This is a genomic window from Streptomyces sp. NBC_01244 (assembly GCF_035987325.1).
In the GTDB taxonomy this organism is placed as follows: domain Bacteria; phylum Actinomycetota; class Actinomycetes; order Streptomycetales; family Streptomycetaceae; genus Streptomyces.
On record NZ_CP108488.1, the window covers coordinates 734234 to 747725 of the forward strand.

General features: G+C 72.6%; 15 protein-coding genes. 6 read left to right on the forward strand and 9 right to left on the reverse strand.

Features of this window, described 5'->3' with window-relative positions:
• Positions 1–20: 20 nt before the first annotated feature.
• The 3 genes from OG247_RS03085 (at position 21) to OG247_RS03095 (ending at position 2430) form a co-directional block, all read left to right on the forward strand.
• On the forward strand, positions 21–1019 hold the full coding sequence (locus OG247_RS03085) for a DUF1996 domain-containing protein (RefSeq protein ID WP_327250708.1): 999 nt from the start codon (positions 21–23) through the stop codon (positions 1017–1019).
• 110 nt (positions 1020–1129) lie between these two features.
• Complete coding sequence (locus OG247_RS03090; protein ID WP_327250709.1) at positions 1130–1711, forward strand: sigma-70 family RNA polymerase sigma factor; 582 nt, start codon at positions 1130–1132, stop codon at positions 1709–1711.
• Positions 1708–2430 carry a zf-HC2 domain-containing protein gene (locus OG247_RS03095; protein WP_327250710.1) on the forward strand — a complete coding sequence of 241 codons (723 nt, stop codon included), beginning with the start codon at positions 1708–1710 and terminating at the stop codon, positions 2428–2430. Before OG247_RS03090 ends, OG247_RS03095 begins: the two co-directional genes overlap by 4 nt.
• A 466-nt stretch (positions 2431–2896) precedes the next feature.
• Here the strand turns inward: OG247_RS03095 and OG247_RS03100 are convergent, their stop codons facing one another.
• The 7 genes from OG247_RS03100 to OG247_RS03130 form a co-directional block, all read right to left on the reverse strand.
• On the reverse strand, positions 2897–3628 hold the full coding sequence (locus OG247_RS03100; RefSeq protein WP_327250711.1) for a DUF7873 family protein: 732 nt from the start codon (positions 3626–3628) through the stop codon (positions 2897–2899).
• Positions 3629–3718: 90 nt separating this feature from the next.
• Positions 3719–4954, reverse strand: coding sequence for a cytochrome P450 family protein (locus tag OG247_RS03105; RefSeq protein WP_327250712.1), 1236 nt, complete (start codon positions 4952–4954; stop codon positions 3719–3721).
• Positions 4951–6189, reverse strand: a complete 1239-nt coding sequence (locus OG247_RS03110; protein ID WP_327250713.1) for a cytochrome P450 — start codon at positions 6187–6189, stop codon at positions 4951–4953. The genes OG247_RS03105 and OG247_RS03110 overlap by 4 nt, the downstream gene beginning before the upstream one ends.
• The gene (locus tag OG247_RS03115; RefSeq protein WP_442813210.1) at positions 6186–6893 is read right to left on the reverse strand and encodes a GTP-binding protein; all 708 of its coding nucleotides are present in this window, start codon (positions 6891–6893) and stop codon (positions 6186–6188) included. The genes OG247_RS03110 and OG247_RS03115 overlap by 4 nt, the downstream gene beginning before the upstream one ends.
• The gene (locus OG247_RS03120; RefSeq protein ID WP_243333039.1) at positions 6874–7236 is read right to left on the reverse strand and encodes a DUF742 domain-containing protein; all 363 of its coding nucleotides are present in this window, start codon (positions 7234–7236) and stop codon (positions 6874–6876) included. The genes OG247_RS03115 and OG247_RS03120 overlap by 20 nt, the downstream gene beginning before the upstream one ends.
• Positions 7233–7634, reverse strand: coding sequence for a roadblock/LC7 domain-containing protein (locus OG247_RS03125; protein WP_327250714.1), 402 nt, complete (start codon positions 7632–7634; stop codon positions 7233–7235). The genes OG247_RS03120 and OG247_RS03125 overlap by 4 nt, the downstream gene beginning before the upstream one ends.
• Positions 7631–9382, reverse strand: a complete 1752-nt coding sequence (locus tag OG247_RS03130; protein ID WP_327250715.1) for a sensor histidine kinase — start codon at positions 9380–9382, stop codon at positions 7631–7633. Before OG247_RS03130 ends, OG247_RS03125 begins: the two co-directional genes overlap by 4 nt.
• A 364-nt stretch (positions 9383–9746) precedes the next feature.
• Between OG247_RS03130 and OG247_RS03135 the strand changes: the two genes are divergently transcribed.
• Entirely contained in the window at positions 9747–10724 is a 978-nt protein-coding gene (locus OG247_RS03135) for an ATP-grasp domain-containing protein (protein WP_327250716.1), read from the forward strand.
• Positions 10721–11503 (forward strand): ATP-grasp domain-containing protein, encoded by a 783-nt coding sequence (locus OG247_RS03140; protein WP_327250717.1) that lies wholly within the window; start codon positions 10721–10723, stop codon positions 11501–11503. The genes OG247_RS03135 and OG247_RS03140 overlap by 4 nt, the downstream gene beginning before the upstream one ends.
• On the opposite strand, the gene OG247_RS03145 is transcribed toward OG247_RS03140, so the two are convergent.
• Complete coding sequence (locus OG247_RS03145; RefSeq protein WP_327250718.1) at positions 11500–12069, reverse strand: hypothetical protein; 570 nt, start codon at positions 12067–12069, stop codon at positions 11500–11502. The two genes, OG247_RS03140 and OG247_RS03145, sit on opposite strands and share 4 nt — an antisense overlap.
• A 245-nt stretch (positions 12070–12314) precedes the next feature.
• Between OG247_RS03145 and OG247_RS03150 the strand changes: the two genes are divergently transcribed.
• Positions 12315–13064, forward strand: a complete 750-nt coding sequence (locus OG247_RS03150) for a DUF4232 domain-containing protein (RefSeq protein WP_327250719.1) — start codon at positions 12315–12317, stop codon at positions 13062–13064.
• Positions 13065–13091: 27 nt separating this feature from the next.
• Here OG247_RS03150 and OG247_RS03155 read toward each other — a convergent pair whose 3' ends face one another.
• On the reverse strand, positions 13092–13472 hold the full coding sequence (locus OG247_RS03155; RefSeq protein WP_327250720.1) for a VOC family protein: 381 nt from the start codon (positions 13470–13472) through the stop codon (positions 13092–13094).
• Positions 13473–13492: the final 20 nt, after the last annotated feature.

Genomic DNA, 13492 nt, shown 5'->3' on the forward strand with positions numbered 1-13492 from the left:
GGGCGGCAACCGTGACCCGCATGGGGAACGAACGCCGACTGTTCACGCTGCTGATCTGCCTGGTACTCGGCGCCGGGCTGACCGCCGCCGTACTGGGGGCCGCGCGCGCGGGCGGGCCGCACCCGCCGGCCGGTGCGGACGGGCCCGTGCCGTCCGACTTCGTGGACTTCCGGGAGGTCCCGCCCGGGCCCCCCGAGCCTTCCGCGGCCGGTCCGCAGGCTTCCACGGGCCGGGTGTCGGTGGATTGCGGCCGCAACGAGGAGGGCCACTACAACGAGGACAACCTCGTCGTCTCCCCCGGCCTGCGCTCCGGCGCCCACCACACGCACGGCTACGTCGGGAACCTGTCCACGGACGCCTTCTCCACCGATGCCTCCCTGGACGCGGCCGCCACCAGCTGCGCGGGCGGGGACCGTTCCGCGTACTACTGGCCGGTGCTGCGCCGTACGGACCGTCCGGGTGAGCGGCCGCACGAGGGATCCGCGGGGCACGGCAACGCGGGCGCGATCCTGCCGGAGGCGGCGGTGTCGGTGGAGTTCCTCGGCAGTCCGGTGAGCAAGGTGGTGGCGATGCCCCGGTTCCTGGGCGCGCTGACCGGTGACGCGGTGGCCTTCACCGCGGACTCCGACGAGGACGTGCGGGCCCGCTGGGGCTGTTCGGGCTCCCCCGACCGGTCCACCACCCGCTATCCGCGCTGCCCCGAGGGCGAGCGCCTCACCCGTACGCTCACCTTCCCCAGCTGCTGGAACGGCCTGGACACCGCGAGCCCCGGGCACCGGTCGCACCTGCGCTTCCCGGCGGCGAACGGTGTCTGCCCGCAGGACACCTTCCCCGTGCCGCGCTTGCGGATCTCCCTCGCCTACGACGTGCCCGAGGGGGCGCCCATCGCGCTCGACTCCTTCCCGGAACAGCGGCACAGCCCCGAGACCGACCACGGGATGTTCGTGAACGTGATGACCGGCCCGCGGATGGACGAGGTCGTGGACTGCCTCAACCAGGGCCGCGCCTGCCGCACCTGAGCGGCGGCGCGAACCACCGGCTCCCGGGTGACGCAGGTCACGTGAACCCGGTGCCCGTGGGTGGCGTGTTCTGACCGCACCAAAAAAGCGAGGAAGACGGAGAGGGTGAGATGGCCGGACCACTGTGGCCCCGCACGCGGCGGGGCTCGACCGACGAGGCACTGATCAAGTCCGTGTACGAGGAGCACGGTCACGCCCTGCTCGCGTACGCGACCCGGCTGACCGGCGACCGGGCCGCGGCCGAGGACATCGTCCAGGAGACCCTGATCAGGGCCTGGCGCCACTCCGAGGTCCTGGTGAACGGGAAGGGTTCCGTACGCGGCTGGCTGCTCACGGTGGCCCGCAACATCATCACCGACCGGTACCGGGCGAAGGCGGCCCGGCCGCCGGAGGTGTCCGGATCGCCCGCCCATCCGCCGGTGGAGGCGGACCACGCCGACGCCGTGGTGGACACGATGACCGTCCTGGGTGCCCTGGACCAGCTGTCACCGGAACACCGGGACGTGCTGACGGAGTTGTACTACCGCCAGCAGAGCGTCGCCGAGGCGGCCGACGCCCTCGGCATCCCGGCCGGCACGGTGAAATCGCGCTCGCACTACGCGCTCAAGGCGCTCAGAGAAGTCTTCAGGGACAGCACACGCACGGGCGGCCCGTCTCCGCGGCCCGGCGGACTGCAGGAGGTGGTGGCATGAACGGGCAGCGGCACGAGGAGGAACTGCTCGGCCCGTACGTTCTCGGCGTCCTGGACGACGCGGAGGTCCGCCGGGTCGAGGAACACGTGGACGGCTGCGTGCAGTGCCGTCAGGAGGTGACGGCTTTGCGCGAGATGGAGGCGGCGCTGGGCGAGGTGCCCCCCGAGGCGTTCCTCGACGGCCCGCCGCAGGGCGGAGACCTGCTGCTCCAGCGCACCCTGCGCCAGATGCGCCAGGAGGTCGACGGGGCGCGGCGGCGCCGCACCGTCTTCACGGGACTGGCCGTGGCGGCCTCGTTGACCGCCGTCTTCTGGGCCGGTACGCAGCTGGGCGGCGGGAGCACAGGCGTCGAGGCCCGGCCGCAGCCGCCGGTCTCGGCCGAACCGTCCGCGCCGCCGGCGGGAACCAAGGTGGCCTCCGCGACGGATGCGGGCACCGGCGCGCGGATGACCGTACAGGTGACCCCGGCGGCCAAGTGGGTACGGGTGCGCGCCGCGGTGACGGGGATCCCGGCGGGCGAGCGCTGCCGGATCGTCGTGGTCTCCCGGGACGGTACGCGCACCACGGCGGGCGGCTGGGTGGTGGGCACCGCGGCGCACGGCGAGGGCAAGGGCGCGGCGCTGGACGGCTCGGCGGCGGTGGACCCGGCGGACGTCCGGGCGGTCCTGGTGGAGAACGAGTCGGGCACGGCGTTCGTGTCCGTACCGGTGCCCACGTAGTTGATCCGGCGCCGCGTCGACCCCGCGCCGCGCCGCGCGGCGGAGGTCACGAACGTGACGGAGGTCGCGAAACGTGACGGAGCCCGGGAGCATGTCCAGCTCCCGGGCTCCAGCTTGCCACCCATTTGCGCACACCGGCGGCGTTTAAGAGCCGCGGGTCATCTTGAGATCGACGTGTTCTGCCGTTGAACTACAGCGCCACGCAAGAGGCGCCGAGGGGACTTGAACCCCCATCCGTCGATGTTCGCCCGCGCTCGGTCGATCCGGTGTTCGGCGGCGAATACTGAGACTGGAGCGAGAATCTGAGTTTGACGGGGCCGCCTCTGCCGGGCTTGGGCCACCCCCGCACGTGGTGCGGGGGGAGGGATTCGAACCCCCAACTGACACCCCTCGATCAGCTTCAACATCAGTTTCAGCTTGCGCTCATCGCGCACCCTCCGCTCGCGACGGAGGGCGAATGTGGGGGCTACCGGAAGAGGTAGCCGAATACCGCGTCACCGATCCGCTGGTCGGTGACCTCGCTGTTGTTCGCCTCCTCGCGGGCGAACTTGACGGACTGCTGGAGCTTCTCGACCCGGTCGAGGAGCTCGTTGACCCGCCGGGCGGGCAGCGCGCCGGAGAACTTCACCGTGGTCCAGTAGCCGACCGCCACGTCCTCGTAGTACACCTCGACCTGCGCCGGGTGCTTCTCCGTGGCCTCGGCCTTCACGTGGTTGCGCGGGACCTTCTTCGTACGGATGGTCCGCACCGGGTCCGTCTTCCACGCGTCCGTCGAGGGGTCCAGGTTCCACGACTCGGAGGCGTCGAGCACCGGCAGCTTGCGCACGAAGGTGTGCAGGTCGGTGAGCTGCTTCTCCAGGAACAGCAGGTACGGGACGGGCACCTGGGGCAGCAGGACCGTGCCGTCGACCACCACGTCCGCGACCGCGGACCGGTTCGCCCAGTCCTTCGTCGCGGTCACGTCGAAGAGCCGGGTGAGGGTCGAGGCGGTCGCCCGCAGGGCGTCCTCGGCCTTGATCTGGACCCGGGTGGACTCGGGCGGGAGCTGCTCGCCCTCCTCGTCCTTGGGCTGGTAGGTCCGGGAGATGCCGGCCAGCAGGGCGGGCTTCTGCACGTCCTGGTGAGCCTGGGTGAGCTCCTGGAGGGCCTTGGACTTGACGCCCTTTTCGACTGCGATGATCTGATTCAGCTTCGGCACACGGCGAACCTAACAACCGCGCCCCGTCAGCACATCCGATTAAAAAACGCAGCCCGCCCCCTCCTGCACCGAGGGGGCGGGCCTCCCCGGTCAGGCCAGGCGGACCGGGAGGTCGAAGAGGTCGTTCTGGGTGAGGATCGGCTTGTTGCGGAGTTCGGCCGCGGGGACGGCCAGGGTGAGGTCCGGGAAGCGGGCGTAGAGGGCCGGGAGGGCCACCAGGGCTTCCAGACGGGAGAGGGCCGCGCCGGGGCAGACGTGGGGGCCGTGACCGAAGGAGATGTGCCGGTTCGGGGTACGGGTGGCGTCGAACCGGCCCGCGGTCTCGCCGAACTGGGCCTCGTCGCGGCCGAGCGCTCCGAAGGAGACGATCAGGCCCTCGCCCTTGGGCAGGATCCGGTCGCCGACCTCCACGTCCTCGGTGGCGAAGCGGATCAGGACGTGCGAGGTGGGGCTGGACCAGCGCAGGGTCTCCTCGATGACGTTCTCCCAGGAGACCTCGCCCTTGAGGACGAGGGCGCGCTGCTCCGGGTGGGTCTCCAGGGCGACGACCGCGTTGACGATCAGGCTGATGGTGGTCTCGTGGCCGGCGGCGACGATCAGCTGGAGGGTGTTGGTGATCTCCTCGGTGCTGAGGTGGTCACCGTCCTCGGAGGCCTCGATGAGGGCGCTGGTCAGGTCGTCGCCCGGGTTCTCGCGCTTGGCCTCGACGATGCGGGAGAACAGCGCGCCGAGGTCCGCCATCATCTGCGGCACCTCCTCGGGCAGGGTCTGCGTGGAGAAGAACTTCTCGAACAGGGCCTTCAGGCGCGGGTGTTCCTCGGCGTCGACGCCCATCAGGTCGCTGATGACGTTCATCGGCAGCGGGTACGCGAACTGCGCCTTGAGGTCCACCGTCTCGCCGGCCGGCAGCCCGGCCAGCTTGTCCAGCATGCCGGCGGTCAGGGCCTCGATGCCGGCGCGCAGCTTCTCCACCCGGCACACGGTCAGGGCCTGCGCGACCAGGGTGCGCAGCCGGCGGTGGTCCTCGCCGTCCACGGTGAGCATCGAGCGGCCGGGGTTGGCGAGACCGATCAGCGGCCAGTCCATCGGGATCTCGCCGCGCTGCCAGGCGCCCCACACGTCGATGTCCTTGACGATCCGGGGATCGGTGAGCAGCTTGCGGGCCTCGGCGTGGTGCGTCACGGCGTACACGGCCACGTCACCGGGAAGGACCACCTGGACCAGGGGACCTGCGGCGCGCAGCGCGGCGCTCTCGGCGTCGAGGTCGGCGACGAAGGGGTCCAGGACGATGGCCGCGGGGCCGGAGTGGTCGATCGGGCACGTCATCGGGTGGCTCCAAGGGCGGGGGTCGGGGTGTAGGTCACGGGCAGGGCGGTCAGCCCGCGCAGCCAGGGCGAGGGGCGGCGGGCCAGGTCCCCGGCGGGAACGGCGAGGTCCACGTCGGGCAGCCGGTCGAGGAGCACCTCGATGCCGGTGCGCGCGATGACCTCGGCGACCTCCTGGGCGGGGAAGGGGCAGCGGTGTTCGCCGTGCCCGAAGGAGAAGAAGGCGTTGTTGCCGCCGGTCAGCTCTCCGGCGTCGGTGCGCACGTGCGGGTCTGCGTTGGCGGCGCCGATGCCGAGCAGGACGAGGTCGCCCCCGGCGATGCGCTGTCCGCCCAGGTGGGTGTCGCGGGAGGTCCAGCGGCCGGCCACGTTCTGGGTGGGGGTGTCCTCCCACAACACCTCGTTCATGGCCTCTCCGACGCTGTGCCGGCCGCCCGCCAGGGAGGCGGCGAAACGGTCGTCGGTGAGCATGAGGCGCAGGGAGTTGCCGATCCAGTCGGCGGTGGGCTGGTGGCCCGCGGCCATCATGACCATGAGGTCCTGGGCGACCTCCTCCACGGTGAATCCGGACCGGTTGGCGAGCATCCGGGAGACCACGTCGGTTCCGGGCTCGGCGAGTTTGGCGGAGAGCAGCGCGAACATCGACTCGGCGAGGTGCTGCTGGCCGGCCAGGGCGCCCTCCCGCCCGTTGATCATGTCGTTCATGGCGCGCACGAGTCCGGGGCCCTGCGCGTCGGAGAACCCGTAGAGGCGGGCGAGGACGCGCAGCGGCAGCAGCATGGCGTACTCGCCGACGATGTCGCAGGAGCCCTTGCCGCACAGTTCGTCGATCAGCTCGTCGGCGAACCGCTCGGCGTGCCCTTTGAGTTCGAAGGGGTCGACGGCTTCGAGGGCCTCGGAGATGACGGCGGCCCGCTCGCGGTGGCGTTCGCCGACGGTGTAGAGGATCGACGGCTGGCGGCGGCCGATCATCGGGAGCAGCGGCCAGTCGGCGGGGATGCGGTCCCACTGGTTCCACAGTTCGGAGTCCCGGGAGAAGAGCACGGGGTCGCTGGTGACCTGGTGCAGTTCGCGGTAGCCGAGGACCAGCCAGGCCGGAACGTCTCCGTCGAGGACGACCGGGGCGACGGCGCCGTGGTCGCGGCGCATCTCCCGGTACAGCTCGGCGGGGTCGGTCTGGAACCGGGGGCCGCCGAGGTAGACGGGCTGGTGCTCGGGGGCGGCGGGGCAGGTCACGGGGTGGGCTCCGGGGTCTGGGACAGGGGGCTCGGCTGGAGGCTCGGCCGGGTGATGGACAGCGCGGCCGTCTGGAGGTGCTGGACGAGGGAGATCAGGACCTGCTTGCTGGACTCCCGGGAGCGCGCGTCGCAGAACACCAGCGGGATGGCGTCCGGCAGGTCGAGGGCGGCGCGGATCTGCTCCGGGGTGTGCTCGGGGCCGCCGAAGTCGTTGCAGGCCACGACGAAGGGCGTGCCGTGGTGTTCGAGCCGGTCGATGGCGTACCAGGAGTCCGCCAGGCGCCGGGTGTCGACGAGGACGACGGCGCCGAGGGTGCCGGAGAAGAGCCGGTCCCACAGGAACCAGAACCGTTCCTGGCCGGGGGCGCCGAACAGGTAGAGCACGTTGCGGGCGTCGAGGGTGATGCGCCCGAAGTCGAAGGCCACGGTGGTGGCGCTCTTCCCGGCGATCCCCTGGGTGTCGTCCACGGCCTCGCCGGCCTTGGTCATGGTCTCTTCGGTGTTCAGCGGGCGGATCTCGCTGACCGACCGGACCATCGTGGTCTTGCCGACGCCGAAGCCGCCCACGATGACGATCTTCAGTCCGTTGTCGGCCGTGCTGCGCAGTGCCTGGCGGGGCCGGAGCGGTTCGGCCCCCAGGGGCGCGGCGCTCGTCGGCGACGCGGCTTCGGGGATCGTCGCGTCAGAGATTGCGGAGTCCAACGAGCACCTGCTCCAGGATGTCGGGGTCGGTAAAGCTGTACGCGGAGTTCGCCGTACGCGGGTGCCGGGCGCGGATCCGTCCGGTGGCGAGCAGGTCGGCCAGCAGGATCCGTACGATCGAGACCGGGAGTCCGAGCTCGGCCGCGATCTCCACGACGGCCGTGGGGAACTGGCACATCCGCAGGATCGCCGCGTGTTCGGACTGCATGCCGGGCACCGGATCGCTTTCGGCGACGACCAGGGTGACCAGGTCGAAGACATCGGATCCGGAGCGGCTGCGGCCACCGGTGAGGGTGTAGAGCCGGTCCGGCGAATCGTCCCGGCCCGGCCGGGGCCGGCTCATCCCCGGGGCCTGGCGATGAGGTGTTCGCCGAGCTGCTCGACCAGTTCGGACATGTTGTGGCCGACGAGTCCGGCGTCGGCGTCCTCGCCCGCGACGAGCGCGAGGTGCGCCCCCTCGCCGGCCTCGACGATGAACAGGATCCCGCCATAGAACTCGGCCATGGCCGAGCGGACTCCGCCGGTTCCGTCGCCGAACTCGATGGACGCCCCGTGGGACAGGCTCTGGATGCCGGCGGCGATCGCGGCGAGCTGGTCGGCCTGGTCGACGGAGAGCTCGGGCGTGCGGCACAGCTTGAGGCCGTCGCGGGAGAGCACAAGGGCGTGGCGGGCACCCGGTGTCCGCTCCAGGAGGCCTTCGAGGAGCCAGTTGAGCGTCTCGTCGGTGGTGAAGCCGGTCATGATCGCGTGTTGCCTTCCGGGTCTGGGGTGTGCTCGGGCTGCTGCTCGTCGCCGGGGGCGCCGGCCTCGCCTGAGGCTGCTCCGCCCGGTGCCGCGGCGCCGCGGACGGCTTGGCGGAAGCTGCCGAACCGCGCGGCCGACCGGGACGCCCCGCCGGGCGCGGAGGCCGTGGCAGGGGCCGTGGCGGAGGCCGGGGAGGTACGGGTCTCGGTGCCCGCACCGTCCGTGCCCTCGGGGTGGGCCGCTGCCAGGGTCCGGCCGCGGCGGCGCTGGGGCAGGCCGCTGTCGCCGAAGTGCGGGTGCTCGCCGGTGGATTCGGACCCGGCGCCGGCGCGGGCGTCGGCTTCGGCTTCGGCTTCGGCGTCAGGGCCGGTACCGGTGCCGCTGCCCGCTTCGCCGCCCACCGCGGTCCCGCGGTCCGTCGCCGTACGGTCCTGCGCGCGGACGGTGTCGTCCTGACCGGCGGCGGTGTCGTGCACGGCCTCGGGCTCGGGCCCGGCCGCGGCGGAAGCTCCGGGCGCCGCGGGAGCCTCCTGCGCGGCCCGGGCGGCCGGCTGCGCCGGGATGGCGAGCGGCGCGGCGGGGGCTTCGGCGGGCGTGCGGCTGATGAGCTCCTGCGGGAGCATCATCAGTGCGCCCGTACCACCGCGGGCGGAGGGCCGGAAGGAGACGGTCAGTCCGTGCTTGCGGGCGAGTCGGCCGACCACGGCGAGGCCGAGGCGGGTGCCGGACAGTCCTGCCAGGTCCAGGGAAGCGGCGGTCACGGCCTGTTCGGCGCGGCGCAGTTGGACCTCGCTCATGACGAGGCCGCTGTCCTCGACGGTGATGACGATCCCGGACGGCACCTCCTCCACGTAGACGTGGACCTCGGCGGTCGGCGGGGAGAAGTTGGCCGCGTTGTCGAGGAGTTCGGCGAGGGCGTGCATGACGCCCTCGGCCGCGTGTCCGGCGACGGCGGCGTCGCTGGTGGAGTGGAGCCTGACGCGCTGGTAGCCGCCGATACGGCCCATCGCGCCGCGAAGGATCGATTCCATGACGATCGGCTTCGCCCAGCGGCGGCCCGAACGGGCCCCGGTCAGTACGGCGATGGAGTCGGCGAGGCGGCCGGCCTGGGCGGTGCGGTGGTCGAGGTGGAGCAGGTCGCCGAGGACGTCCTCGTCGGCGTGCCGGTGCTCCATGTCGCGCAGGTCGGCGAGCATCGCCGTGGCCAGGGCCTGCATCCGGCCGGCGGCGTTGGCGGCCGCGGCCATGGCGGCGGCCCGGCCGGACTCGGCACGGCGCAGCTCACCGCCGAGCCGCTCGCGGGAGGCGTTCTGGGCGGCGGCCAGTCCGTCGAGTTCGGCGGCGTGCGCGCCGGCCAGGTGTTCCAGTGCGGCGGAGTGGTCGCCCGTCAGCCGCTCCAGTACGGCGGTGTGTTCGGCGGTGAGGCGGGTGCGTTCGGCCGTGCGCGCGGCCGTGTCACGGGCCGCGTCGGCGATCAGCCGGGCGATGTGCCCGTCACGGGCGACCAGTTCGGCGCTCAGGCCGGAGATGCGGCCGCGCTGCGTCCTGGAGGTGCGCGCACTCCAGGTCACCGCGAAGGCCGCGACCGCGAGCAGCAGGACGCCCGCGCCGGCGAACCAGCCGAGGGCGGTGGCGATGGACGACGGGGCCGCGGCCACCGCCGCCGTGGTGAGCGCGCCACCGGCCACTGCGGTGATCAGCAGGGCCAGCGCGGAGGGGCGAAGGGGGGAGGGCGACGCCGTCATCAATCAAAGCCTCATACCGGGCGTAAAGGGAGGAGAAGGTTCCTGGCAACGAGGCATCACTATAGGAGAGTTGTTGATCGCTTTGGGCAGCCTCTGACAAGTTTTCCACTCAACCGCGACCGGTAAGTCGCCTTCTGTAGCGCTTTGGCCGGAAGGGAAATCGCCGGCTCGCGACATCCGATCCGCCCGCGTCTCGGTGGCCGGACGGTGGCCGGACGACCATCGGAACCGATCCCGCCCCGGCGGCGCCGTTGCGGATGGCTGCGTACACGGACCGATCATCACATTGCGGCCCATGACATCCTGTGACGTCACAACTCGCCGGACGGGATCGGCGGACGTCCGGGGAATATGGGGAAGGTCCATGAGGCTCTGCTTCCTGGTGGAGGAGCACTATCGCCACGACGGCATGCCGAACGAGGTGGTCCGGCAATTGAAGGCCTGGGGCCACCGGGTGGAGGTACTGCGGCCCGGTGGCTCGCTGCTGCGGATGAGCGAGGCCGTGGAGGCCGGCGCCCATGACGCCTGGGTCCTCAAGACGGTGTCCGGCGGGCCGGGGCTGACCCTGCTCGAAGCCGCCGCCGCGGCCGGTGCGATCACCGTCAACGACGCCCGCGCGATCCGGGGCGTACGGGACAAGGCGCTGGCCGCCGCCATCGGGCGCGGCCGGGGGCTGCCGCTGCCGCCGACGTACGCGGCGGCCCGGCCGGAGCTGCTGGCCGAGATCCCGGCGTCGGAGTACCCGCTGGTCGTCAAACCCGCCGACGGCAGCTCCGGTCGGGCCGTACACCTGCTGTCCTCGCCCGAGCGGCTGGCCGCGATGCTCCCCGAACTGGCCGGCGAGGGCATGCTCGTCGCGCAGCCGTACGTGCCGAACTCGGGCACCGACCTCAAGGTGTACGCGGTCGGCGGGGAGCTCTTCGCCACCGAGCGCCGCTCTCCCCTGCATCCGGACACCTCCGTCCCGGAGCGCCTCGTCCCGTTGTCAGCCGAGATCGCGGAGATCGGCGCGCGGGTCGGTGAGGTGTACGGGCTCGACCTGTACGGGGTGGACGTGCTGCTGGGGCCCGACGGGCCGGTGGTCGTGGACGTGAACGACTTCCCGAGCTTCCGTCAGGTCCCGGACGCGGCGGCCCGGGTGGCCCGCGCGGTACTGGGCCTCGCCCGGGGCGCCGGTTCACGGCCCGGCGCCGGCGTCGCGGCCGCGCTCCCGCTCCGGCCCGGGCAGGCGATGTCGATCCCCCTCCAGGCCACAGCGGCCACCGCTGCCGCGGCTGCCGCGACTGCCGGTGCCGTCGCGGTCGTCACCCCGCCGGCCTCGCCCGCAGGAGAGCCCGTATGAGGATCGGCCTGATCACGGACAACCCCGGGCATCCGCTGCTCTCTGCGGCGGCCGGCCTCCTGCGTGCCGCCGGACACGGGGTGGAACTGCTGGATCCCGGCGCGCCGGACGCGGCCGCCGGGGCACCGGCCGACGCGTACCTCCTCAAGGCACACACCCCGCACGGCCTGGAACTGGCCCGGCGCCTGGAGCGGCTCGGGGCCCCGGTGGTGAACTCCGCCGCGGCGACCGCGCTCTGCCAGGACCGCACGCTGATGGCGGAGCTGGCGGTACGGGCCGGGCTGCCGTTCGCGGGAACCCGTACCGTCGGCGCGCTCGCGCGGTGGGCCGCCGGGGTCTCGCTGGGCTCCCCCGTGGTCGTCAAGAGCCGCCACAGCCGCCGTGCGGACCTCGTGGCCCTGGTCGACGACACCGTGCACCTCGGAAAGTTGGCGCACGACTGGCCCGAGGAGCCGGTGGTGGTCCAGGACTTCGCCCCGAACAGCGGCTGGGACCACAAGCTCTGGGCGATCGGCGACCGCGTCTTCGCGGCCCTGCGCCGTTCGGAACTCTCCCCGGAGGGCCGCGGCCCGACCCTGCCGCTGCCCCGGATCCCGGACGGCTGGGCCGATCTGACCCGCCGGGTCGGCGAGGTCTACTCCCTGGACGTCTACGGCGTGGACATCATCGCCACGGCCGACGGCTCCCCCCTGATCGTGGACGTCAACGCCTTCCCCGGCATCCGCGACCAGCCGGGCGCCCCGGAAGCCCTCGCGGACCTGGCCCTGCGCCGGGCCTAGGCAGCGACCGTCTCGCGGGTGCGGTAGAGCGGGGCGAAGGCGACCAGGAGGAGTACGGCTCCGAGGGGTATGAAGTCCTTGCCGACCAGGGGCACCACGGCGTTGGCGAGGACCAGCACGGGCGCCCACGGCTTCAGGACGCGGCGTGCCGCGAGCTGGGAGACCAGGATCAGTTGGCCCACGAAGAACAGCAGCGGACCGAACTCGTAGACCACCGGGAGCATGCCGGGTATGTCCTGGACCCTGGTGAACATCTCTTCCATGGCACCCCGGTCCGCGGACATGAAGCCGACGACGAGGTCGATCGCGAACTGCCCCACCAGCGACACCGCTCCCGCCACGCCGGTCCACAGGCCCACGGCGGACAGCTTGCCTCCGCCGGCCATCGCCCGCATCGCGGCGAATCCCTGGACGAAGAGGACCAGCGCACCGAGGAAGCACAGGTGGCCGAGGCTCCATGCGAAGCCCGGACCGCGGCTGCCGTCGAGACCGTCGAGGATGCGGATGACGCCGTAGGCCCCTGTCAGAACAGGGGCTGCGAAGAAGGCGGTTCGGGGTGTGGTCATACGCAAGACGTTACGGGCGCGACACCCCGAGTCACATCGGGTACCGACCCCTGAGTTGTCCCCTAGACAGGTCGCCACGTGCAGACAGGTCGCCCCGCGTACGGCGCCGGGGTGACGGCCGTTCGTCATGGGCGCGTCACGGAACCGCCACAGCGGCGTGCGGCGGGAACCTGCTCGGGTCAGGGGTCGTGTTCCTGCACGCGAGTGCCGGTGCGGGACCGGTCGTGAACCTCGGGGAGCACCCAATGCAGTACACAGCAGGCATCGGCCGGACCGCGGCGGCTCTGGCGGCGGCCCTGGCGGCCGCGGCCCTGATGACGGGCTGTACGCCGACCGGCGACGGCGGTGGGGTCGCGGGCCCGTCGACGCCGCCCACGGCCTCGCGGCCCGCCGAGGCGACACCCACCGGCGGCGACAAGGGCGGGACGACCAGCGGCGGCGGGACCGGAGGTTCCACGGGCGGCGCGTCGCCCTCGGGCAGCGCGCCCTCCTCGGGCAGCTCCTCCTCGGGCGGCGCCTCCTCGGGCGGCGCCGGCGGCGTGACGAAGAAGCCCTGCACGGTCGGCGACATCAAGGTCTCCGAAGGGCACCAGGCCGACGTCCGCCCGCCGGGCACCGGAACCGGGGCCGCCGTCGTCTCCGTCACCAACACCTCCGCGTCCCCCTGCAAGGTGTACGGGTACCCGACGGTCGCGGCGGCGGGCAACGGCTCCCCGGAGAAGAACAAGCCGCTGGCCACCACCCACACCGGCCCCGGCGCGGCCGACGTGGTGCTGGCCCCGGGCGCCCGCGCCTGGACGAAGCTCACGTTCGTCCAGGTCCAGGGCGAGGCGGACGGCTACTGCGCGTCCGGCGCGACCCCGGGCTCCTACCCGACGGTGGTCATCGGGGTACTCGGTGCCGGGAAGCACCAGATCGCCATGGACGACGGCGTGTTCGCCTTCTGCGACGACAAGGTGTCCGTCACCGCCTGGTCCTCCGCCAAGCCGTCCTAGGTCGGACAGGCGCCACCGGGCCGCGGGTCAGAGGGGCTTCAGGCGGGTGCGCAGCAGGCAGAACTCGTTGCCCTCCGGGTCGGCCAGGGTGTGCCAGCTCTCGGCGCCGGTCTGGCCGATGTCGACCGGACGGGCGCCGAGGGCGAGGAGGCGCTCCAGCTCGGCGTCCTGGTCGCGGTCGACGGGGTTGACGTCGACGTGCAGGCGGAGCTTGCCCCGCCGCGGGTCGCTGCTCGGGCTGAGGACGAGGGTGGGCTGCGGGCCTCCGAAGCCGGTGCCGGGCGGCCCGATCTCGATGCTCCCGTCGTCCCGGGCGAGTTCCACGTAGCCGAGGGCCTCGCTCCAGAACGCGGCGAGGCGCTCGGGGTCGGCGCAGTCGATGACCAGCTCACTGATGCGGCTTACCATGCCCGCCAGTGTAAGGAGAC